Consider the following 23968-nt stretch of genomic DNA (forward strand, 5'->3'; position numbering starts at 1 on the left):
AGGTTCTTTCTCATTAATTTAAGTTAAGCCAAACGCTCTTTACTTCTGTATAGTTATTTAATGCGTAAGATCCCATTTCACGGCCAAGACCAGATTGTTTAAATCCTCCAAATGGAGATGCTGCATCAAAGACGTTATAACAGTTTACCCATACTGTACCTGCACGTACTTTACTTGCAACATAGTGTGCTGTTTTAACATTTTCTGTCCACACACCAGCCGCTAAGCCGAATTGTGATTTATTTGCACGTTCAATTACTTCATCAATATCGTTAAACGGTATTGCAGAAATAACTGGACCGAAAATTTCTTCTTTTGCGATCGTCATTTCATCATTTACGTCAGCGAATACTGTAGGAGAAACGAAGTAGCCTTGATCGAATGGATTACTTCCTCCGCATAGTACTTCAGCTCCTTCTTCAATCCCTTTTTCAATGTAGCCCATTACACGTTTTTGTTGTTCTTCAGAAACGAGAGGACCAATTGTTGTTTCAGGGTTAAGACCGACACCTTGATTTAGTTTTTTAGAATAGAGGACGAGATCAGCCATGACATTATCATACATTTTCTTCGGAACAAATAAGCGTGATCCAGCAGAGCATACTTGTCCTTGGTTAAACATAACACCAGAAAGTGCACCAGGAATCGCGCGAGATAAATCAGCATCTGGCAAGATGATATTTGGTGATTTACCGCCTAATTCAAGTGTAACGCGTTTTAATGATTCGGATGCTTGTCGCATAATTTGTTTACCGACAGGAGTAGAACCGGTAAATGCAATTTTATCAACGAGTGGATGATTAACGAGAGCTTGTCCAGCTGATTCACCGAATCCAGGTACGATATTAATAACACCTTTCGGGAATCCAGCTTCTTCAATTAATTCAGCTAAGTATAGAGCAGATAGTGGAGTTTGTTCTGCAGGTTTTAAAACGATTGTACATCCTGTAGCAAGCGCTGCTCCCATTTTCCACATTGCCATAAGAAGCGGGAAGTTCCAAGGGATAATTTGACCAACGACACCAACAGCTTCATGGCGTGTATAGTTAAAGTAATCACCGGAAACAGGAATTGTTTGACCAACGATTTTCGTAGCCCATCCAGCGTAATAGCGCATATGCTCAATTGCAAGTGGTATGTCTGCTGCCATTGTTTCACGGATTGGTTTTCCGTTATCTAATGTTTCGAGCTGTGCAAGCTCTTCTTTATGTTCTTCCATTAGATCAGCTAACTTGTACATGAGACGGCTTCGCTCAGCAGTGCTCATAAGAGACCAAGGACCTTCGTCAAAAGCCATACGAGCTGCGACTACAGCTTTATGAATATCTTCGCGACCAGCTTCAGAAACGACGGCAAGTGTTTCACCAGTTGCTGGGTTAGGTGTTTTAAACGTTTTACCGGAAGCGCTTTCAATGAAAGATCCATTCACATATAACTTTTTTGTACCTTGAAGAAACTTTTCTACCTTTTCATGAAGATTTACAGCTAGTTGACTCATTGTATAACCCCCTTGAAAATATAATGTAAACGCAGTACGAGACGGCGCTTATTCCGAAATCAAGGATGTGGAAACTAGATGGAAAGCCTCTAATTAAAATCATAATTAATAAATACTGAAAATTCAAATTTCATTTGTGTTACAATTGTAAAAAATATGTAATGTAAGAGAAGCTTCTATATGATTATAAAAAATCCTGCTTGTTTTTGCTTTCTAGTAGGAAAAACTAGAAGAACAATGGTACAATAATACATCGTGAGAGGAGGGGGAAAAATGAAAGATTATCATGATGATCCACGCTTTCGAATAGCCCATAGAGAAGCGTTAATTGGTCTTGGACTTGCTATTATTAATTTTATAATATGGTACGGATTTGCTTATGGGCTTGGTAGTAAAGATCCAAGTGAATATACATATGTATTAGGTTTTCCCGCATGGTTTTTTTATAGCTGTATCGTTGGATTTATCGTTATGGTTATTTTACTTAGTTTAGTTGTTCGTTTTGTATTTCAAGATATTTCACTCGATGAGGAAGAAAAAAGTGAGGAATAATAGATGAATTGGTATGTAATCATTCCAATGATAATTTCGTTTATCGTTGTATTTTTAATTGGTGTATATGCTTCAAGACGCGTGCAAGCAACAGCACATAATAAATTTTTACAAGAATATTTTCTTGGTGGGCGTGAGTTAGGCGGTTTATTATTAGCGATGACAATGATTGCTACGTACGGTAGTGCAAGTAGCTTTATTGGTGGTCCCGGTATTGCTTACAATATGGGGCTTGGATGGGTACTATTATCTGCGATTCAAGTTGTAACAGGATATATCGTTTTAACGGTTATCGGTAAAAAGTTTGCAATTATTGCTAGGAAGATGGAAGCAATTACTCTTATCGATTATTTAAAAGGGAGATACAATAATAAAGCAGTTGTTATACTCTCTGCGTTATGTATTATTATCTTTTTATTTTCAGCGACAGTAGCCCAGTGGGTCGGCGGTGGACGATTAATCGAGTCACTAACGGGTCTATCGTATACAACAGCACTATTTTTATTTACTTTTTCTGTACTTGTGTACGTATTAATTGGTGGATTTCGTGCAGTCGCGCTATCAGATACATTATTAGGAATCATTATGTTAGTTGGAACGACAATCATTTTAATTGCTACTGTCATTGCTGGTGGTGGAATTGAAAAGATTATGCAGGAACTTGTTCAAATTAATCCAAATTTAATTACACCATTCGGAGCAGATGGCAGTTTAACGAAATCATATGTTACATCATTTTGGATTTTAATTGGAATTGGCGTTGTAGGTTTACCGCAAATTAGCGTGCGTGCCATGTCTTATAAAAATTCAAAAGCTATGCACCAAGCTTTAATAATCGGAACAGTTGTCGTTGGTACAATTATGATTGGTATGCATTTAACAGGTGTATTTGCAAGAGTAGTACTTCCAGGTATAACGGTACCAGATAAAGTAATGCCGCTACTCGCGATGGAAGTGTTGCCACCTTGGTTAGCTGGAGTTTTCTTAGCTGCACCAATGGCGGCGATTATGTCTACAGTAAACTCTTTATTATTACTTGTAAGCTCGTCAATTATTAAAGATATATACGTAAATTACATAAATAAAGATGCAGCAGACAGTACGATAAAAAAAGGAAGTTTGTGGATTACTGGTATTGTAGGGCTACTCGTTTATGCAGCGGCGATTAAACCACCAGATTTTTTAATATGGCTAAATTTATTTTCTTTCGGTGGATTAGAAGCAGCATTCATTTGGCCAATCGTATTAGGGTTATATTGGAGAAAAGGAAATGCTACAGGAGCGCTTGCTTCCATTTTCGTTGGAGTAGGTTCATATATGTGTATTCATCTTTTCTATCCAAATCCGTTCGGTATACATACAGTTGTCTTCCCAATTTGTTTTGCGTTTATCGCTTATGTTATTGGAAGTATGAGTGCTGTAAAAAAAACAGTATAGGTTAGCTGAAGAACGTAGTCCTTATAAGACTGCGTTTTTTCGTATGAATTTGTTCTTTTTTATTCTGTATATCCACGTTTATTCATAAATTAATAACAACTGAGGGGATGGAGTTGAGGTCGATGAAAAAAGTGTTATTTTTAGGAGACCCAGGCATTGATGACTCTTTAGCAATTATGTATGGATTGTTGCATCCTGATATTGATATTGTTGGAGTAGTAACGGGATATGGAAATGTAACACAAGAAAAGGCGACAAGTAATGCCGCATATTTATTGCAAATGGCAGGACGGGAAGATATACCTGTTATTAATGGTGCGAAAATTCCTTTATCCGGAGATGTTACAACGTATTATCCAGAAATTCATGGGGCAGACGGTTTAGGGCCAATTAAACCTCCAAAAACTTTTTCGCCAAATATAAAGCCTTTTTGTGCATTTTTTGATCTTCTTGAAAAATATAAAGGGGAATTAATAATAGTCGATGCTGGTAGATCAACAACACTAGCGACGGCATTTATTTTAGAAAAGCCGATGATGAAGTATGTGAAAGAATATTATATAATGGGCGGTGCTTTCTTAATGCCTGGCAATGTAACACCAGTCGCAGAGGCGAATTTTCATGGTGATCCGATTGCGTCGCAATTAGTTATGCAAAATGCTAAAAATGTGACATTAGTACCACTTAACGTTACATCTGAAGCAATTATTACGCCGGAAATGGTAAAATATATTACGAAACACTCTAAAACGAGTTTTAATAAGTTAATCGAGCCGATATTTACGTATTATTATAAAGCTTATAGAAAGTTAAATCCGAAAATAAAAGGAAGCCCAGTACATGACGTCGTTACAATGATGGTTGCGGCAAATCCATCCCTTTTAGACTATGTATATCGTCGTGTCGATGTAGATACAGCTGGAATTGCAAAAGGAGAGAGTATTGCTGATTTTCGGCCTCAACCTGATGCAAAAGCATTAAAAAATTGGGTGCGAATTGGTTGGTCGTTACATTATAAAAAGTTTCTTGAGGATTTTGTGAAATTTATGACGTAGACATAATAGGAGCATACAAGTTAAAATAATGGAGATGGTTATTTAAATGACCATCTCCATTATTTTGTTTTTTAATCATAAATAGAGAAGAGTTACACAATAGGAGAGGAATTTTACTTGAAAAAAAATATAGTATGCGCAGTAATTGTGGGTATTTTTGTTTTGCTAATATCGGGTAACTTTTTAGTGAAAAAAGTGTGGAGTTCAAATAATGATGATGCACAGTATATTGCATCTTTTATTGAAGAACATAAAGATGAAAAAAATAGTGCGCTTCTAGTAAAGAGAAATGATAAAGTTGTTTATTCTGTAAACCCAAATGTTGTATTGCCAGTTGCTAGTACGATGAAATTAATTGTGGCGCTTGAATATACGAAACAAGTTACTGAAGGGAAAATTGATTCGTCTAGTTTTGTGTCGATTAACGATGTGAATCGCTATTATGTGCCGAATACAGATGGTGGTGCACAAGATAGATGGCAAAAGTATTTGGAGAAGACGGGCAAGATAACTGAAGGAGCGGTTTCTTTAGAAGAAGTGGCAAAAGGAATGGTTAAGTTTAGTTCGAATGCAAATGCTGAATACTTAATGGAATTGTTAGGATTAGACAACATCAATCGAAATTTACAAAGTTTATCACTTCCTGCACATCAACCACTATTTCCAATCGTTTCATCTTTGTATATCCCGGGATATTTGCATAAAGAATTACATGTTCCAAAATATAAAATAGAGAAAAAGTTAAAAGAAATGTCTCAAGAGCAATATCGTGAATATTCGATGATTATTCATGAACGCTTAAAGAAGAAGGGACCATTATTACAGAAGGAAATTCCGCTTTATTTAGAGGAACGTTACGACAAAATTTGGTCAGATAGATTACCAGCAGCTTCTGCAAATGATTATATGGTATTACTTCAAAAGGCAAACCATAAAGGTGGCTTGACAGAAGCTGAAGAAAAAGTGTGGGCAAATATCGTTGAAACAGACATGAGTGCTAAGAAATACCGTAAAACATTTAGACATGCTGGACAAAAGAATGGTTACACACCATGGACGGTTACAAAAGCGGTTTACGCTATGGATAAACGTGGAAACTGTACAGAAATTGTGTTTTTGGCGAACAATTTAAATGAAGACGATAGTGCAGAAATACGGAAACATTTAGCAAACTTACATTTCCAAGTGTTGCAAAGTGATAAGTATGATGCGACTTTTATTAAATAAACTCGGTGCAGAGAGCACCGAGTTTATTTTTATGTACAGGCACTTTTTTTCTATCAATGGGTATGATGGGTAGTAATACTTAGGTGAGAGGGGAAAAGGTGATGAAACAGAGTAAGGAAGAGTTTATAAAGAGTGAAGGCGCTGATTTCCCTGGAAAAACATATGTGGATTGTGTATTACAACATGTATTTGATTTTCAACGAAATTACTTATTGAAAGATATGTTTCAAGTGCATAAAGCACATATTACGATGCTAACTGAAGAAAGTTTAATAAAAATAGAAGAAGCTAAAGTTATATTAAACGCACTTAGAAAAGTAGAGCGAATACCAAAAGATAAATTGGTATATACAGAGCAGCATGAAGACCTCTTTTTTTTAATCGAACATTTAATTTCTCAAGAAGCGAAATGCGATTTTGTAAGTAATATGCATATTGGTAGAAGTAGAAATGATATGGGTGTAACGATGTATCGCATGAGTTTAAGGCGGTATATATTACGATTAATGGAACATCATTTGCTATTGCAAGAAAGTGTACTGCAACTTGCTGATGATCATAAGGAAACGATCATGCCAGCTTATACACATACACAACCGGCACAGCCAACAACATTTGGTCATTATACTTTAGCAATTTATGATACGATGCAAAGAGATTTAGAACGAATGAAAAAAACGTACCAGCTTTTAAATCAGTCTCCAATGGGGGCGGCTGCACTCTCTACAACAAGTTTCCCGATTAAACGAGAACGAGTTGCTCATCTACTTGGGTTTACAACTGTAATTGAGAACTCATATGATGCTGTTGCCGGAGCGGATTATTTATTAGAAGTTAGCTCGCTACTTATGGTAATGATGACGAATACGAGTAGATGGATTCATGACTTTTTGTTGTTAGCAACGAAAGAATATGACGGTATTACTGTTGCAAAGCCATATGTACAAATTAGTAGTATTATGCCGCAAAAACGAAATCCGGTTTCAATTGAACACGCTCGTGCAATTACGAGTAGTGCTTTAGGAGAAGCATTTACAGTATTTCAAATGATTCATAATACACCATTTGGTGATATTGTCGATACGGAAGATGACTTGCAGCCATATTTATATAAAGGGATTGAAAAGGCGATTCGTGTTTTTTGTATGATGAATGCAGTGATCCTAACGATGAAAGTAGAAGAAGAAACGTTAAAAAGTCGTTCCTATAAACATGCAATAACAATAACGGATTTCGCTGATGTTTTAACGAAAAATTATGAAATTCCATTTCGGCATGCTCATCATGCAGCAAGTGCTATTGCAAATATGTCATTGGAGCAGAAAAAAGAACTACATGAATTACACTTCAAAGATGTAAATATGTATTTGCAAGAACGTTTTAAAATAAATTTATTAGAAAAAGAGTGGAAAGAAATTATATCGCCAGAAGCTTTTATTCAAAAAAGAAATGTATACGGTGGACCGAGTAAAAAAGAAATGAAGCGTATGATTAAAAATCGAAAAGAGTCCTTTCGAAAAGAAGAAGATGTATTTGAAAAGGAAAAACAGAGAATTTTACAAGCTGAAAATGCCTTGAATACATTAGCTTTGAATATTATTGAATCGTAAAAGAGGGATTTAATGAATTAATCGCCAATACTTAATTAAAATATAAATAGAGAGAAGAGATTGTCGATGATTCAATTACATGTATATGAAGAGATTTTTCATTTTAAAGAAGATGTTACACCATTTCTAGAAAAGAATGAGCAGGAAAACAATCTCATATTAGGTGTATTACAAATGGTTCAAGAACCGATATTTATGGGGATAGCGAAACAAGGAGAAGACATTGCGGTTGTATTTCTGCAAACAGAAGAGAAGAAACAAATCATTGTTGCAACTTCTGAAATTTCGGGAGTAGCTATTGAGGAACTTGCAAAAGAGTTAACGAAAGTATATCCGGATATTCCTGGATTGATCGGTAATAAGAAAATTGTACAGAAATTAGCGGAAGAGATTGCGGTATTAGAAAATAAGAAAATGAATGTTGCAATGGAGCAAGGTGTGTATGAGCTGAACAGAGTAAAGAAGAAGTGTAATGCGAACGGACTTTTCCGGGCGGTAAATAATGATGAATTACCATTAATAGAACAGTGGATATATCAATTTTGTGAAGACGTAAAGCTTCCTACTACGAAAGAAGAAGCAAAACAAACTGCGCATACATTAATAACTACAAATCGACTGTTTGGTTTGGAAGTAGATAGGAAACTTGTTTCTGTAGCTGCAAAAACGAGACCAACGAAAAATAATATAACAGTTAATTTCGTATACACGCCGAAAGAAGCAAGGAAAAAGGGATACGCATCTAATTGTGTAGCGGCACTTAGTCAACGTATGTTAGATGAAGGGTACAAGACGACTACGTTATATACTGATTTAGCGAATCCGATATCGAATAAAATTTATCAAGAAATTGGTTATGAGCAAATTGCGGAGTCTGTGCTTATATTTTTAGAGAAGTAAAACAAAAAGGTGTGCAATTTTAGCACACCTTTTTGTTATTCATCAATTCTAATAATCTCGCCTTGAGGGAAGTCCTCAGTTTCTAGTAAGTTACGAATAGCTTTCGCAACATATTCAGGTGATAATAGTTTTCCTTCTTCTTTTAATGCAATGAAGCGGTCCAAATTTATGAAATCTTCTTTATTTGTTTCACGAATTTGTGATTGCATATTAGTATCAACAACACCAGGTGCAAAAGCGACGATTTTTACTGGATATTCTTTTTCTACTTCTTCAGTTGCTACGCACTGTGTAAACATATTTACACCAGCTTTTGTTGTACAATAAGCGCCCCAGCCAAAGTAAGGATTTTTTCCTGCACCAGATGAAATGTTAATAACGCGTTTATCTACTTTCCAGTCTTTCGTATGTTTCATAAATGTAGATGTAAGAATCATAGGTGCAAGTAAATTAATGTGAACGTTCGTAATGAATTGTTCGCTTTTAGCTTTTTCAATTGGCTTCATAGGTGCAACTGTACCCGCATTATTAATTAAATGAATAGAGGATACATTGTCTTTTTTAATAGATGAAATGATCTCTTTAAAGTTAGTTTCTAAGTTATGTACATCTTGAAGATCTAGGGAATGAAAAATGCAATTGCTGTTATATTGCTCTGCAAGTTTTGTAAGCTCTTTATTTTCTCTTCTAGAAATAGAGATGACAGTTGTATTTTTTTCTAATAATTGCGTAGCGATTGCCTCACCTAAACCTTGTGAAGTTCCTGTTATGATAACGTAGCGCATAGTTTTATAAACCCCTCTCATATGTGCGGAATTTTGTTGGACAACGTACATTGTATAGTTTGTCTACATTTTATAGTATAGAGCACTTTTTACTATAATTGAAATGAGATGATTGTGTGCCTTTTATAAATAGGTTTACGACAACAGTACCTGGTGCCGTCACGTTTACTGGGAATACGCTGGGACTTAGCCCTACATCACCTGCACCAGGTAATATTTTTGGTACACTTGCTGTGTTTACGACAGTAAATACAGCATTGCAAGTACCAGGGTTCCCAGCAGGGACAACAGATGAATGGCAATTGAATTCTTCAAGTGCAATTTTAAATCTTCCAGCGGGAAGCAGTGTATTATATGCAGAATTAGTTTGGGCTGGTACTTTCCGGACTGATACGGAAGATGTGTTACCATTTTTAAATGATAACATTACATTTACAACGCCAGCAGGGACGTTTTCTGTTACGCCAGATCCTGCTACCGCGCAGCAAGGTTCAGTAGGAAATCAGTTTTATTATGCTCGCTCTGCCAATGTAACAAATCTTGTTAGTGCAGGTGGAGCAGGCACATATACAACGGGTGCTGTGCCAGCTGCAAGAACTTCAGCCGACCCAACAATCAGTCGTTCAGCTGGATGGACGCTTGAGGTTGTGTATCAAAATGCAAGTTTACCACTTCGAAATTTGTCAGTATATGCAGGTCAAGAAATTATCGATGCTTCATCCCCGCCAGTTGATGCTACAATTTCAGGTTTTGCTACGCCGGCAACAGGAGCTGTTACAGGAAGAGTGCTCGTAACTGCTCAAGAAGGTGATTCTAACATTGTTGGAGATCAACTTCGCTTTGGGCCGAATGCAAATGCTACAGTTGCATTATTCGGACCGAGAAATCCTGCGAATAATTTCTTTCAGTCACAAATTTGTAATGATAGTGGAAATTTAGATACGAGCGGCACGTTTGGAGATTTGAATCAGCCGTTAGGGGTAGCTTTGGCCGTCCGAAGACAAGGGTGGGATATTACGAATGTAGATGCCTCCTCATCTTTAGTAAACAGTCAAACATCAGCAACGGTTCGATTTGTTACAAATGGAGATGGATACGCAGCAGCTGGTTTTGGTGTTCAAATTGATGCAACAGGTCCAATTATTAATCCTGTTAAATCAGTTAATAGAACAGTCGCGGGGGTAGGGGATACTCTCACTTATACAATTACGGTCCCAAATACAGGAACAGGAAGTGCAGAAAACGTTGTATTACGTGATAGTATTCCGAACGGAACGACGTTTGTTGCAGGTAGTGTTACGGTAGGGGGAGTAACACAGCCGAATGCAAACCCTGCTAATGGAATTAATTTAGGTACAATCCCAAATAACACGCAAAGAATTGTTACATTTCAAGTTCGAATAACATCATTCCCGAATCCCAATCCTATTTTAAATCGTGCAATGGTGTCATATCAATTCCGTCCCTTCGTTGGTAGTCCTCCTATTACAAGTACGTCTTCTTCAAACACAGTACAAACGACAGTGAACCAAGCAACTATTAGTATGCAAAAATCTGTAGATTTACAGACGGCAACACTTAATGATGTATTAACGTACACAGTTAATGTCACAAATAATGGAAACGTCACTGCGAACAATGTTATTTTTGTTGATAGTATCCCTGCTGGAACAACATTTGTCGCAAATAGCGTTACGGTAAATGGAGTAGCGCGTCCAGGAGCGAATCCAGCAAGTAGTATTAATCTTGGAAGTATTAATGCATCGCAAACGACTGTAGTGCGCTTTCAAGTTCGAGTAACATCGAACCCTCTTGTCAATCCAATTCCAAACCGTGCGAGTGTAACATTTAACTTTACTCCAGTGCCTGGTCAACAACCAGTTTCAGGGCAAGCGACAAGTAATACTGTAGTTACGACAATTAATATAGCTGATATAACAACGAGAAAAACAGTGGATAAAGCTTTTGCAACGGTTAACGACGTTCTTACGTACACGGTAACAATTCAAAATACAGGAAATGTACTTGCAACGAACGTTATTTTTCAAGATCCGATCCCAATTGGAACGACATTTATCGCAAATAGTGTGACTGTGGATGGGGTTTCACAACCTGGGGTAAATCCAGCGACTGGGTTTACAGTAGCTAATATATCTCCTGGCGGAAGTAGGACTGTTACATTTCAAGTACGAGTAACATCTACACCATCGGGAGGTACGATTGCGAATCGCGGAAATGTATCTGCTAATTTCGTCGTTATTCCGAATCAGCCACCGATAACAATTAATAGACAAACGAATACAGTTGTGACACAAGTTAATACAGGCGGTTTAAATGTAATAAAAGAAGTAAATACAACGCAAGCGGCGGTAGGGGATACTTTAACGTACACAATTGCCGTCCAAAATACAGGGAATGTTCCGTTAACAAATGTATTTTTCCAAGACCCTATTTCTTCTGCTGTTTCATTTGTTGCAAATTCTGTAACAATTAATGGAGTACAGCAAAGTGGACTAAATCCGAATACAGGATTCTCTCTTCCGAATATTCCTGCGGCTCAAACGGTTGTAGTCACATTTGACGTAGTAATTGTACAGAATCCAGAAAATGAAGATATTTTAAATCAAGCAAATGTAACAGCAAGCTTTCAAGTGAATCCGAATGAACCAGCAGTAACAATCAATGTACCGAGTAATGTTGTGAATACGACAGTACAATCAGGAAACTTTGAAGTTGTGAAAGCAGTCAATACGGATGTTGCAACAGTAGGGGATATTTTAGTATATACAATAGAAGTCATAAATGCAGGTAGTGTACCAGCTACGAATGTATTTTTCCAAGATTCAATTCCCCAAGGGACATTATTTATTGAAAATAGTGTAGTTGTGAATGGTGTTTTACAAGAAGGGGCAGATCCAGAACTTGGATTCCTATTAAATAATTTGCCTACTGGCGCCAGTGTTATTGTTACATTTGAAGTATTAATTGATGAAATTCCCCAAGGAAATAATGTTGTAAATAATGCGAATGTAACTGGAGATTTCCTTGTAAATCCAACAGAGCCGCCGATTACTGTAACAGTACCAAGTAATACTGTTATGACGATCGTGAATTCTTCAGGGTTAAATGTAATGAAAAGTGTAAGTGCTACTGAAGCCGGTGTAGGAGATACGTTAACGTATACAGTTCGTATACAAAATAGTGGAACGGTGACAGCGACAAATGTATCATTCCTTGATCCGATTCCAGTTGGAACCACTTTTGTAGCGAATAGTGTAACAATAAACGGGACACCTCAACCAGGTTTAAACCCGACAACTGGATTTCCACTTGCTAATATTCCAGTAGGAGGAATGGTGACGGTCACTTTTCAAGTGACAATCACGAGTGTACCACCAAATAGAGTTCTTCCGAATAATGCGAATGTCACTGCTGATTTCCAAGTAAGTCCTCTCCAGCCACCAATTACAATTGTAACGATTAGTAATATTGTTGTGACGCGAGTGAATGTAGGATCACTTAATGTAATGAAGAGTGTAAATACACTACAAGCCGGTGTAGGAGATACGTTAACGTATACGATTCTTATTCAAAATACAGGAACTGTTCCTGCAACGAATATTGTTTTTCAAGATCCAATTCCGTCTGGTACTGCCTTTGTAGCAAATAGTGTGACGATAAATGGAGTCGTACAGCAAGGCGCGGATCCTATGCTAGGTTTCCCGGTACCAAATATTCCGGTCGGGCAAACGGCTACGATTACGTTTCAAGTTACAGTGACGAGTGTTCCGAGCGGTGGAAATATAAGAAACCAATCGAACGTTACTGCAAGTTTTCTTATAAATCCAGCAAACCCTCCAATAACGACTGTTACAAATAGTAATTTTGTAGTGACGCAAGTAAACACAGCACAGTTAAATATACAAAAATCTTCATCTGTACAACAAGCAGCACTTGGAGAAACTTACACGTATTCTGTTGTCATTCGAAATAACGGTACAGTAACAGCAACGAATGTCTCTTTCCTTGATCCAATTGCTTTAGAAACAACTTTTGTAGCAAATAGTGTAACGATAAATGGAACGCCACAACCTGGATTTGACCCAAATGTTGGTTTCCCGCTTCCTAATATTGCAGCTGGAACATCATTGACAGTAACGTTCCAAGTTACGGTAGTTGCACCGTCTACACGTGGAGCAGTATTAAATACAGCATCTGCTACAGCCACTTTCTTATTAAATCCTTTACAGCCACCTGTAACAACAATGAATTCAAGTAATACAACGGTAGTTACAATACCGTTACCTCCTCCTGGTGAAGTAACTGCAACAAAAACAGTTGATGTTGCAACTGGGGCCGTTGGGGATGTATTAACGTATACTGTGCTCATTTCAAACGTAGGAATTATCCCTGTTACAGATGTGTTCTTCCAAGATGTCATACCAGAAGGAACGACGTTTGTTGACAATAGTGTAACGATAGGTGGAGTGCAGCAACTTGGTTTAAATCCAGAAATAGGATTTACAGTTACTCCATTATTAATCGCTGGTGGAAGTATTGAGATCACATTCCAAGTGACGATTACAGAAATTCCAGATAATGAAGTCATATTAAATGATGCAGATGTTACATTTACTTCACAACCAAATCCGCAGGAACCACCGATTACGGAAACGATATTAACAAATTTAGTCGTTACGACAATTAATATAGCGTTTATTTTTCCATTGAAACTAGTAGATAAAGAAGTAGCGACGGTGGGAGAAATATTAACGTATGATGTATTGATTTTTAATTTCGGAACAGTGCCAGCGACGAATGTTCAATTTATCGATACTACTTCCGCGGGTGTAGCATTTGTACCAGGAAGTGTGAGCATAAACGGGGTACCAGCACCAGGATTAGATCCTTTCATTGGTTTTACAGTTCCAGATATACCTGTCGATGATTTTGTACTTGTCACATATCAGGAAGTGGTTACAAGCATACCAGAAGGTGGAACGATTGTTAATTTTGTAGACGTTACAGCTACATTTGCTGTAAGTGAAACAGAACCGCCTATTACGGAAACAACGACAAGTAATACGACATTAACAGAAATCAATGAGCCTGGTTTGAATGTTTTAAAATCAGTAAGTCAGCCGGTTGTTGCAGTAGGCGATACAATCACATATACAACAGTAGTTCAAAATACAGGAACAGTGCCAGCAACGAATGTTCAATATAGTGATGTATTACCTTCCTCTATAGCATTCGTGCCGAACACTGTAACGATAGACGGTGTGTTACAACCTGGATTCAATCCGAATAATGGATTCCCGCTTCCAGATATAAACCCAGGTGAAAGTGTAGAAGTCACATTCCAAGTAACCGTTGTTAGTGCGCCATCAAACGGAACAATTGCTAATACGGCAAATGTAACTGGAAGTTTTGTATTAGTACCAGGAGAACCACCAGTTATAGTAACAGAGCCGAGCAATACAACACTTACAACTGTAAATAGAGGGCAATTTAATGTTATTAAACAAGTAAATAGGGTTGCTACTCTCGTTGGAGATATATTAACGTATACGGTTCAAATAACGAATACAGGAACAGTAACAGCTAATGCTGTTCAGTTTGTTGATACCATTTCAGCAGGAGCGTCATTTGTACCAAATAGTGTAACGATAAATGGAGCCTCGCAACCAAACTTAAATCCAATTACTGGATTTGGAGTTGGTGATATACCGGTAGGTGAAACAGTTATAGTGACGTTTCAAGCGACAGTTACAAACATCCCGTCATCAGGAACAATTACGAACGTTGCAAATATAACAGGAAGCTTTACTTTAGTGCCAGGAGAACCACCAGTTGTAGTAACAGAGCCGAGTAATACGACGATAACTAGAGTGAATAGAGGACGATTCAGCGTTATAAAATCTGTAAATAAAGAAGCGACACGATTAGGAGATACGTTAACGTATAGTGTGCAAGTGACAAATACGGGAACGGTAACAGCAACGAATGTTCAGTTTATCGATGTTCCATCACCTAGTTTAGAATTCGTTCCTGGAAGTGTACAAATAAATGGGATTCCGCAAGTAGGTTTAGATCCATTTGTAGGCTTTGCATTGCCTGATCTTGCAGTAGGGGATAGTGTATTAATTACATTTGAAGTAAATGTAATCGCAGTTCCGCCTTCTAGTAGCATTATGAATACAGCAAGAGTAACGGGTGATTTCGAATTGATTCCAGGAGAACCTCCGTCTACAATTACAAATTCAAGTAATACGGCGGTTACGCCGGTAAATAGAGGCAGCTTAGATATGCTAAAAGAAGTAGACCATTCAGTTGTTGGTGTAGGAGAAACGGTAACGTATACTGTTCGTATATTAAATACTGGTACTGCTGATGCAATGAATGTTCAATTTATCGATGTGCTATCTCAGGAAGCTGATTTCGTTCCAAATAGTGTAACGATAAATGGGGTTCCGCAACCGGGTTTAAATCCGCAGATTGGATTTACGATACCTGATATACCAGTTGGTGAGACGTCACTTGTAACATATGAAGCTACGATTACAAGTTTTCCGGATGGTGGTACAGTAGTGAACGTTGCTGGGGCGTTAGCAGAATATATTTTAGTACCAGGGGAGCCGCCAGTTACAGTGATGGATACAAGCAATACAGTTATAGTGACGGTAAATACTGCAATCTTATTTGTTGCAAAAGGAGCAAACTTTGAAGTAGCGATGATAGGGGATGTTGTCACTTACGGAATCGCTGTTATAAATGATAGTACAGTTCCTGTGACCAATATTGTGTTAACAGATATCATTGATCCGAATACGCTATTTATAAATGGTACGGTAACGGTAAATGATGTACCTCTTCCATTTGCTAATCCGAATACTGGTATTCCGTTAGGTGATTTTCAGCCAAATGATGCAGCAATTATTAATTTCCAAGTTGTAATAATAGGAGGGCAAGTAAATAATTTAGTTACAAATACTGCTACAGCGAATGGGCTTGCAACTGTAAATCCGAATGAGCCGCCAGTAGTAGTTGAAGGTGATAGTAATACAGTTGTTATCCCGTTTATTCCTCAAAATGTCTCAACGACAGTCGTAAAAACGGCAGATTTACAGGTAGCAACAATTGGAGATGTCATTACGTTTACGACAGTCATCACAAATACGGGTGATACTGTAATGCAAAATATTCGTTTTCAAGATATGTTAGATAGTAGTGTTCGATTTGTTCCTGGAAGTGTAACGGTTGATAATACGCCAGTGCCGAATGTAAGCCCGGCAGTAGGGTTTCTTATCGGAAGTTTAAATCCTGGTGAAGCAAGGACAGTTTCGTTCCAAGTAGCAGTACAGAGCGCGCCAAATGGTTCAGGAAATTATATAAATCAAGCGAGTATTCGTTTTGAACATCAAGTAGGCACAGTATTGCCACCTGTTACACAAATAGTAGAAAGTAACATAGTTGTCATTCCATTTGTTCCAACGATTGAACAAATTTGCGAAACAAACTTTAATTGCTTAGATAAGATTCCATTTCAATGTTCTCCGTGTAATCATTTGCATGGACATAAAAAATAAAAACAGAAAGAGCATCCAATTATTTTTCAGGATGCTCTTTCTGTTTTAATCATATAGATTCATTTTCGGGCGAGGTGAAAAATTCTTCGATTTTGTCGGAGAGTAGTAATGGAATGGCTCCTTTTATAACAGAAATGTCCCAGTCCCACCATGCGAGATTCTCTAGTTTGTCAATCGTTTCTTGCGGGAAACGATATCGAACAAATTTTGCAGGATTACCAGCTACAATTGCATACGGGGGTACGTCTTTTGTAACAACGCTTCTGGCGCCGATAATGGCCCCGTTACCAATTGTAACACCAGATAAAATGCAGGATTGATAACCAATCCATACATCATTGCCGACTACGATATCACCTTTTGAAGAAGGGTGACCAGTAATATGTGCTCCTTCATCAAAAAGTGCATTAAATGGATAAGTTGTTATCCAGTCTGCGCGATGTTCACCGCCAAGTATGAAAACGACTTCTTCTGCTAATGAACAAAACTTACCTATTTTTAATTTTGTTTCATCGTTCCAAGAAAAAATGGTTGGCCCTACTTTACTATAAGTATAATCACCAATATCATATTTATTATATTCAGGTTTTTGATTTAAATATAACATGCTTCTTCAGCCTCCTTTCTCAATTAAGTGATACGTATGGAATATTATATGCAAGATGTAGTAATGTGAACTGTATTAATAGGTGAAATGAACAAAAGGGAGTGGGATGTATGCGATACGAAATGGGTTTATATAATAAACCGTTTCACTCAATTCAATCAGGAAAAAAAGTATATGAAGTACGCCTATACGATAAAAAACGTCAACTAATAAACAAAGGTGATGAAATCGTATTTACGAATCTTACGACAACAGAAATGATGACGGTAAAAGTAACGGAAATAAAGCGATACGAGAGCTTTAAATCTATGTATGAACAAATTGATAAAAAATTATTGGATTGTGAAAATGATAGTTTAGAGGAAATGTTAGAAAGTACATACAAAATATATACGAAAGAACAAGAAAAAGAGTGGGGAACAGTCGCGATTCGTATTGAGGAAATAAAATGATAAGAAATCGCGGGGCGGCTATTATTGTACAGGAAGGGAAAATCGCTCTTATAAAACGTATTCGAGAAGAGGAAATATATTATGTTTTTCCTGGCGGAGGGATTGAGGAAGGTGAAACGCCTGAAGAGGCAACGAAAAGAGAGGTATACGAAGAATTAGGGCTACATATAAAAGTGAAGCACCTTATTGCAAAGGTAAAATATAAAGGAAATGAATATTATTATGGTGCCTATATTACAGGTGGAGTGTTCGGAAGTGGAACAGCTGAGGAATTTCAGCGGGAAGGTAAAGGAAGTTATATTCCGTTATGGCTACCGATAAACGAGTTGGAAAAAGTGAATATAAAACCTTATGAAGTGGTCGGAAATATATTTAATCATTATAAAATATAACGTCTGACAACATACAAAAAAAACCATTGACATAGGCTTCTGATTTAAGTATTGTATTCGAGTATGTTTATAATCAGGAGGTTTATATGAGCAATCAAACTACTACACATCATGTGAAAATGACAACAGCGGATCCATCTGGAATTGGTCTATTTGGATTAGCGATGGTAACACTTGTAGCATCATCTCAAAAGTTAGGCTTAACAGATGGCGTTTCACTTGTATTACCATGGGCAATCTTTTTAGGAGGATTTGCACAAATCTTTGCTTGCATTCACGATGCAAAGCATAACAATACATTCGGTACGACAGCATTTGGTGCGTACGGCCTATTTTGGTTAGGTGTTGGAATGACTTGGTTAATTCAACTTGGAGTATTTGGCGAAAAATTAGCACAAGCTGCAGATTCAAAACAGCTTGGTGTAGCCTTTATCGGATATTTGATTTTCACAATCTTTATGACGATTGGTGCAATGGAAACACATAAAGTATTATTTATGATCTTCGTCCTTATTGATTTCTTATTTATTGGTCTTTCATTAAGTACTTTAGGTGTTATGCCGCACGCAATGCATAATTTAGCAGCATATTCTGAACTTCTTATTTCATTATTATCTTTCTATGGTTCAGCAGCAGCAGTGTTAAACACACACTTCGGAAAAGTTGTTTTACCAGTAGGGAAGCCTTTTGGTATTTTTAAAAAGTAATAAAAAAGCACAGATGATTGTATAGTCATCTGTGCTTTTTTTATTTATTCCTCTATTTGTGGGCTGTCTGAAAAATCCTGATTGGTGAGGGCTCATTAAAGTTTCACTTTATTTGAAATAAGTAATGTGAAATGTAAATAAAAGTAGAAAAAAATCAATTGAAATTGATTCTCATTATTAATATAATGAGAATGAGAATCATTTATTGTTAGAGGGGGATGCCAAAGTGGCAAAAATTTTAATAGCTTATGCAAGTATGTCAGGAAATACAGAGAGTATTGCTGATTTAATTAAAGTTAGTTTAGATGCTTTTGATCATGAAGTAGTATTGCAAGAGATGGAAGGCATGGATGCTGAAGAATTATTAGCTTATGATGGAATCATTTTAGGATCTTATACGTGGGGCGATGGTGAATTACCATTTGAAGCAGAAGATTTTCATGAGGACTTAGAAAATATAGATTTAGCTGGGAAAAAGGTAGCGGTATTCGGATCAGGTGATACGGCGTATGAACTGTTTTGTGAAGCGGTAACGATATTTGAAGAACGCCTTGTAGAACGAGGTGCAGAGCTTGTACAAGAAGGGCTGAAAATTGAATTAGCTCCAGAAGATCAAGAGGATGTTGAAAAATGCAGTAATTTTGCAATTGCATTTGCTGAGAAGTTCTAAGAATGGGAGTGTCAACGTGGAGACGATGTTAAGTGCAACTGCTATTACAAAGTTAAGAGATGGAAAACTGTTGTTAGCTACTACATATAATGGCTTATTTGTTGAACAAGACGGAGAATGGAAACGAATTTTAAATGGTTTTCAAAAACGAATTAGGGATTTACATAGCGAAGATAATGTAGTTTATGGTGTAGGTGACGAAGGGATTTTTATTCGTAGTATGAATGGTGGAGAGAACTGGACAATTCAGCGTTTTCCAACAAAAGCAACAAGTTGGAATGTATGTAGCAATGTACAAGGAACTGTTGTTGCTCATGGAGAAAAAACGCTGTATCTTTCTAATAATTTCGGTTCGACATGGGAGACTATTCATCCGTTTCTTGAGTATGGCAGTGCGGCACCATCTATTCGATCATTATTTTTATATAAACATTACTTATTTATTGGTACGAAAATACATGCTAAGTATGGTGGTGTTTGGCTCTTTGATTTGAAGACACGTAAATTAAAGAGGATTAAAATTACGATGAATCAAATGATCTCTGCGTTGACTTTACACAATTCTTATTTAGTAGCGGCAAGTGGATCGTGCAAGGGAGTTAGCGGGAATATTTCTTATTGTAAAATAGATGACAGTATTGCGAGTGAAAAAATATATTGGCATACATGTCAAAGTGAGCAGAAAGCAAGTAGTTATTTAGACTTAAGTGTAGACCAACATGTCTTATATACAACCTCAACACAAAATAAGGCGGGTATTAGTAGTGTGTGCCGTGTACTTCTTGACGAAGGTATTGTTACAGTATGTGATTCAGTTAAAGGGCACGGATGGCGCATTGTTAATCAAAAAGATGGTTATGTAGTAGCTGGATCAGGTGAATTAAAAGCAATGCAGTGGGAACAAAAAATAATTTAAGAAAAAACTTTACTTTTATTATATTGATATGATATAGTATGTTTAAACCATTTTACTTTTAATAATATAGAGATTTAAATGAGCTGTAACTTCCGAGGAGGATAGCAATGTTAAATCTCCTCAGGGGTTGCAGTTTTTTAATATCTGGCTTATTATTGTAAGGTGGTTGAAAATGAATATGTACATATAGGTACATTGTAGGAGGATTTTTTTCATGCAAAACGGTAAAGTAAAATGGTTTAACTCAGAAAAAGGTTTCGGTTTCATCGAAGTTGAAGGCGGAGAAGACGTATTCGTTCATTTCTCAGCTATCCAAGGCGAAGGCTTCAAAACTTTAGAAGAAGGTCAAGAAGTTACTTTCGAAGTAGAACAAGGTAACCGTGGACCTCAAGCTACTAACGTAAACAAGAAGTAATTTTTGAAAAAAGAAGGGCTCGCCCTTCTTTTTTTTGCATTTTTATAGATGTCCTCCTACTTACATATCATAATAAGACTGAATTTTCATTTATTTATTCGAAGGATTTTTGTATAAAGTACATGAATAAATAAATACTGAAAATAGAGTGTTTGTGTGAAAAAGGAATTTAGAAAGAGGTAAATAAATTGAAAAACGCTACACATTTCATTGTGTTTGATATTGAGAGGAATTTCAGACCGTATAAATCAGAAGATCCGTCAGAAATAGTTGATATCGGAGCTGTAAAAATAGAAATAGGTACAATGAAGATAATTGAAGAATTTTCGGAGTTAGTAAAACCAAGTGCACGATTAACTCGTCATACAACAAAATTAACCGGTATTACGAAGACAGATTTAATGGCTGTAGACAAATTCCCTCAAATTATAGAGAAATTTATTCAGTTTATCGGAGAAGATTCTATATTTGTTTCATGGGGAAAAGAAGATTATCGCTTTCTATCTCATGATTGTACATTACATGGTGTTGAATGCCCCATTATAGAAAAAGAAAGTAGAATTGATTTGCAAAAATTTGTTTTCCAAGCATATGAGGAATTGTTTGAACATACGCCAAGTTTACAATTTGCGGTAGAACAGCTCGCTTTAACGTGGGAAGGGAAACAGCACCGTGCTTTAGCAGATGCCGAAAATACAGCAAATATACTTCTTAAAGTGTATAGCGAGAGAGATATTAATAAGCGATACAAAAGACATGGTGAACTTGAACTTGTAAAAAACGGAAAACTAACAGAAAAAGCGAAAAAAAAGATGCGGAAATGGGTGTTTAAAGAACTAAAGAAAAATACAGAACGCCCTTTTGAATGGAGTACATTTGAAAGTAGTGACACGTGGGAAAGTATAACGGAAAGATATTATATAAGTGAAAATACAGTAGAACTCCTGAAAAAACATTTTCGTACGGCAGTGAGAAAAGCGGAACGACAGATTAGGTATTTGGCTGAGATGGAGGAGAATGTAGAGGTTAAATGACATTCTCCTCTATTTCTAGCTACATAAATTTAACATCATTATACTGATGGATGAATAAAGTATTCATATTAAATAGGAATTGATTTGTTGTGATTGGGCCATTATAATTGCTTTGAAAATTAAGGGGTGGTAAGAATTTTTAAATACATTCATAAAATTAGAGCCCATAGAAATGAAAGAGGGTAGAGTTAAATGGAAGCAATCTTTAACATTGTAACAGTTTTAGTTTTGGGGATAATATTTGCCACGCGATCAGCAGTAATTATACTTCCTTTCATAGCAAAGAAGAAGAATTGGAAAAAGCTTAATATATCTTTAAAGCGTGGTGTATTAAAGGTTAAAATCGAAGAATAAAATATGAGTTTTATACAAGGGAGGTGTGATAGTGATAGACTTGGATATTAAAGATGTCACCGTACAGATGGAATTAAACGGTGTCTTTTGGAATGAGGATGGGGTTGCTGAAATGACGGTGACTACAAAAGCTGAGTATTCTCTTCTTCTTCGTTTAGTAGTTGACTTAAAAAGTAAAACTATTAGGGCGACAAGTGCCGACATAGTAAATGGATTCTGCCCTCTGTGCAAACAGAAAAAGGACAAATGTAGTGAACTTAATGACCTACAAAACAAAATGGGAATTTTAGAAGAAGCCTACGATTGGGTGAGAGAGCATCCGGAATATCGTTTTCAATTATCTTTTTACGAGTATAATAAATTTGAGGTAGTGAAGTGAAGTTTTCATTTTACCAACATACATAGTGACTACTCTAATGGAAATACGCTTGTACAACAAGGAAGGAATTTACTGGATTCTGCAACAAGTGTTATCTTGGATTAAAAATAAATATTTTTGTTATAAAGCAGAAAAACTGATTCTTAGTAGAATCGGTTTTTTATATAACTATAAAATATGTCCACAATAAAAGAGCGCTTATTAAAAGCGCTCGGTAAAAATAGTTATATGGAAGGATTTATTCAATCCCGTTCGGATCATAAGAATATTGCTGCTTATTCTCAATCCGCTCAATCACATCTTGCAACTCATCCGGCTTCAGGAATTCAATAGGAGAGAAGCCTTTCTCAAACGTAAGTGTATCAGCCTCAATCATTAATACGTATCGGTCATTTACCTTCGCAATATGTATTTGATCCCCGAAATCAGCAAGCAAAGCCTTCACAGAGATATGATCTGCTTTTAGTTTTAATTCCACTTCAGGAGCGTGCTCGACGATTTGAGCGGTAGCTTCCATTACTTCTTCGGTTGAAAATTGTTCCATAATTTCCCGCTTCGGACTAGCAGCCCATACTTCCATCGCTTGGTCGAATTGTTCGCGTTCTTCCGTACCTTCTTCAAATACATCTTCAATTTGGTCGTATACCATGTCCATTACTTGTGTTTTCATAATTTCAGGCATAGAGCGTTCATATTCGACGAATTTTAAGAAGTCTTCAAAGTAGCGGGCATGTGATGCTTGGTGTATTTTTAGTTCGCCTACTTCAACCATCCCTTCTTCAGGCATGTACGGATATTGGATAGATTTCATATTCTTTGTTGTGATGGCCATTTCAACGTTACGAATCAGTGTTGATTCATCAGAAATAGAAGCAACCTTTGGTTCGAAGTCGCATTTCATTACGAATACAAATGGATCATCAAAGTATTTGCGTAGTTTTGCCTGAGCAATTAAAAATACACCACCGCGTACAGCGCTTGTGTCAAGATATGTATAAACGAGAGGTTCGCTCATATCTTTAAAGTTGTCCTTTGTTTCTGCAAAGCGAATACGATTAAAAAGGTTGTAATGAGGGTTTGAATCAAGTTCGTGCCCTTCCTCTACAATAAAGCGACCAATCTTTGTTGGGGCTTGTTCTGTTTTTGCATGACGTTCTACTTTTCGCTTCGATATTTTTAATAACTCACCATTCAAAAATTCTTTTAAGGAGCTATCTTCATATTCTTCAGCGTCTAAAGTTTGAAAATGTTTGTAGCGTTTATCAACTGCTTCACCTTTTCCTTCTACTTGTACAACATAAAAGGAAAGATAATTTATTTCAAAATCCATATTTATCACCTTGTTTCATTTCATTAACTCTTATCAGTATAGAGATGGAAAAAACTTTC

20 protein-coding genes are annotated in these 23968 nt (G+C 36.7%); 16 read left to right on the top strand and 4 right to left on the bottom strand.

Annotated features, from left to right (window positions below; translation table 11 throughout):
- Nucleotides 1-13: 13 nt before the first annotated feature.
- Complete coding sequence (dhaS, locus tag OXT04_RS19830) at nucleotides 14-1498, bottom strand: aldehyde dehydrogenase DhaS (protein WP_000080273.1); 1485 nt, start codon at nucleotides 1496-1498, stop codon at nucleotides 14-16.
- Nucleotides 1499-1771: 273 nt separating this feature from the next.
- Between dhaS and OXT04_RS19835 the strand changes: the two genes are divergently transcribed.
- From OXT04_RS19835 to OXT04_RS19860, 6 genes are all read left to right on the top strand, one after another.
- Entirely contained in the window at nucleotides 1772-2050 is a 279-nt protein-coding gene (locus tag OXT04_RS19835; RefSeq protein ID WP_000656237.1) for a YhdT family protein, read from the top strand.
- Between the two features lie 3 nt (nucleotides 2051-2053).
- Complete coding sequence (gene panF, locus OXT04_RS19840; protein ID WP_001104824.1) at nucleotides 2054-3487, top strand: sodium/pantothenate symporter; 1434 nt, start codon at nucleotides 2054-2056, stop codon at nucleotides 3485-3487.
- Between the two features lie 122 nt (nucleotides 3488-3609).
- Nucleotides 3610-4542 (top strand): nucleoside hydrolase, encoded by a 933-nt coding sequence (locus tag OXT04_RS19845; RefSeq protein ID WP_000756465.1) that lies wholly within the window; start codon nucleotides 3610-3612, stop codon nucleotides 4540-4542.
- A 117-nt stretch (nucleotides 4543-4659) separates the two neighbouring features.
- A complete protein-coding gene (locus OXT04_RS19850) occupies nucleotides 4660-5769 on the top strand; it encodes a serine hydrolase (RefSeq protein ID WP_095690403.1) in 1110 nt (369 codons plus the stop codon).
- 101 nt (nucleotides 5770-5870) lie between these two features.
- On the top strand, nucleotides 5871-7379 hold the full coding sequence (gene argH, locus OXT04_RS19855; protein ID WP_097821394.1) for an argininosuccinate lyase: 1509 nt from the start codon (nucleotides 5871-5873) through the stop codon (nucleotides 7377-7379).
- Nucleotides 7380-7445: 66 nt separating this feature from the next.
- Complete coding sequence (locus OXT04_RS19860) at nucleotides 7446-8279, top strand: GNAT family N-acetyltransferase (RefSeq protein WP_000615371.1); 834 nt, start codon at nucleotides 7446-7448, stop codon at nucleotides 8277-8279.
- A 35-nt stretch (nucleotides 8280-8314) separates the two neighbouring features.
- On the opposite strand, the gene OXT04_RS19865 is transcribed toward OXT04_RS19860, so the two are convergent.
- Nucleotides 8315-9064, bottom strand: coding sequence for a (S)-benzoin forming benzil reductase (locus tag OXT04_RS19865; RefSeq protein WP_097821393.1), 750 nt, complete (start codon nucleotides 9062-9064; stop codon nucleotides 8315-8317).
- Nucleotides 9065-9180: 116 nt separating this feature from the next.
- Between OXT04_RS19865 and OXT04_RS19870 the strand changes: the two genes are divergently transcribed.
- Nucleotides 9181-16653: a DUF7507 domain-containing protein gene (locus OXT04_RS19870; RefSeq protein ID WP_267416975.1), complete on the top strand. Its 7473-nt coding sequence runs from the start codon at nucleotides 9181-9183 to the stop codon at nucleotides 16651-16653.
- A 49-nt stretch (nucleotides 16654-16702) separates the two neighbouring features.
- On the opposite strand, the gene OXT04_RS19875 is transcribed toward OXT04_RS19870, so the two are convergent.
- On the bottom strand, nucleotides 16703-17260 hold the full coding sequence (locus OXT04_RS19875) for a CatB-related O-acetyltransferase (RefSeq protein ID WP_000966309.1): 558 nt from the start codon (nucleotides 17258-17260) through the stop codon (nucleotides 16703-16705).
- Between the two features lie 110 nt (nucleotides 17261-17370).
- On the opposite strand from OXT04_RS19875, the gene OXT04_RS19880 reads away from it, so the two are divergent.
- The 9 genes from OXT04_RS19880 (at nucleotide 17371) to OXT04_RS19920 (ending at nucleotide 22579) form a co-directional block, all read left to right on the top strand.
- Nucleotides 17371-17712: an ASCH domain-containing protein gene (locus OXT04_RS19880; protein WP_267416978.1), complete on the top strand. Its 342-nt coding sequence runs from the start codon at nucleotides 17371-17373 to the stop codon at nucleotides 17710-17712.
- Nucleotides 17709-18104: an NUDIX hydrolase gene (locus OXT04_RS19885; RefSeq protein ID WP_000620821.1), complete on the top strand. Its 396-nt coding sequence runs from the start codon at nucleotides 17709-17711 to the stop codon at nucleotides 18102-18104. The genes OXT04_RS19880 and OXT04_RS19885 overlap by 4 nt, the downstream gene beginning before the upstream one ends.
- 86 nt (nucleotides 18105-18190) lie before the next feature.
- On the top strand, nucleotides 18191-18811 hold the full coding sequence (locus OXT04_RS19890) for an acetate uptake transporter (protein WP_000070938.1): 621 nt from the start codon (nucleotides 18191-18193) through the stop codon (nucleotides 18809-18811).
- 226 nt (nucleotides 18812-19037) lie between these two features.
- The gene (locus tag OXT04_RS19895; RefSeq protein WP_001062759.1) at nucleotides 19038-19481 is read left to right on the top strand and encodes a flavodoxin; all 444 of its coding nucleotides are present in this window, start codon (nucleotides 19038-19040) and stop codon (nucleotides 19479-19481) included.
- Nucleotides 19482-19497: 16 nt separating this feature from the next.
- A complete protein-coding gene (locus OXT04_RS19900; RefSeq protein ID WP_000449497.1) occupies nucleotides 19498-20397 on the top strand; it encodes a WD40/YVTN/BNR-like repeat-containing protein in 900 nt (299 codons plus the stop codon).
- A gap of 214 nt (nucleotides 20398-20611) precedes the next feature.
- On the top strand, nucleotides 20612-20812 hold the full coding sequence (gene cspB / locus OXT04_RS19905; RefSeq protein WP_001179150.1) for a cold shock-like protein CspB: 201 nt from the start codon (nucleotides 20612-20614) through the stop codon (nucleotides 20810-20812).
- Nucleotides 20813-21000: 188 nt separating this feature from the next.
- Nucleotides 21001-21846: an exonuclease gene (locus tag OXT04_RS19910; protein WP_065229172.1), complete on the top strand. Its 846-nt coding sequence runs from the start codon at nucleotides 21001-21003 to the stop codon at nucleotides 21844-21846.
- Nucleotides 21847-22038: 192 nt separating this feature from the next.
- The gene (locus OXT04_RS19915; protein ID WP_080477938.1) at nucleotides 22039-22200 is read left to right on the top strand and encodes a hypothetical protein; all 162 of its coding nucleotides are present in this window, start codon (nucleotides 22039-22041) and stop codon (nucleotides 22198-22200) included.
- Nucleotides 22201-22231: 31 nt separating this feature from the next.
- A complete protein-coding gene (locus tag OXT04_RS19920) occupies nucleotides 22232-22579 on the top strand; it encodes a hypothetical protein (RefSeq protein ID WP_000566112.1) in 348 nt (115 codons plus the stop codon).
- 238 nt (nucleotides 22580-22817) lie between these two features.
- Here the strand turns inward: OXT04_RS19920 and OXT04_RS19925 are convergent, their stop codons facing one another.
- Complete coding sequence (locus OXT04_RS19925; protein ID WP_000345035.1) at nucleotides 22818-23909, bottom strand: DUF3900 domain-containing protein; 1092 nt, start codon at nucleotides 23907-23909, stop codon at nucleotides 22818-22820.
- Nucleotides 23910-23968 lie beyond the last annotated feature (59 nt).

The sequence above is a fragment of the Bacillus sp. GC_Bacil_1 genome (assembly GCF_026540675.1).
Taxonomy (GTDB): Bacteria; Bacillota; Bacilli; order Bacillales; family Bacillaceae_G; genus Bacillus_A; species Bacillus_A cereus.